Source organism: Bacillus cereus group sp. BceL062, assembly GCF_051780025.1.
Lineage (GTDB): Bacteria > Bacillota > Bacilli > Bacillales > Bacillaceae_G > Bacillus_A > Bacillus_A toyonensis.
Window position 1 is genome coordinate 1 of the sequence record NZ_JBPWGY010000062.1, and the last position, 315, is coordinate 315.

The window sequence follows — 315 nt, forward strand, 5'->3', positions numbered from 1 at the left end:
ATGAGATATTTTATTAAAAGTGCGGGTGAAGGGAGTCGAACCCCCACGCCAAAGGCGCTAGATCCTAAGTCTAGTGCGTCTGCCAATTCCGCCACACCCGCATATTTTATTAAAAATGGTGAGCCATGAAGGATTCGAACCTTCGACCCTCTGATTAAAAGTCAGATGCTCTACCAACTGAGCTAATGGCTCGTACAATTAAAAACTGGTGCCGACTAGAGGACTTGAACCCCCAACCTACTGATTACAAGTCAGTTGCTCTACCAATTGAGCTAAGTCGGCTAAATGGTGGAGGATGACGGGATCGAACCGCCG

Annotated in this window: 3 tRNA genes; all 3 read right to left on the reverse strand. The window is 47.3% G+C overall.

What is annotated here, in order from left to right:
* Positions 1-20: 20 nt before the first annotated feature.
* Positions 21-101, reverse strand: a tRNA-Leu gene (locus tag ACS2MN_RS31070).
* Positions 102-116: 15 nt separating this feature from the next.
* Positions 117-192 (reverse strand) — tRNA-Lys (locus ACS2MN_RS31075).
* A gap of 14 nt (positions 193-206) precedes the next feature.
* Positions 207-282, reverse strand: a tRNA-Thr gene (locus tag ACS2MN_RS31080).
* Between the last annotated feature and the right edge of the window lie 33 nt (positions 283-315).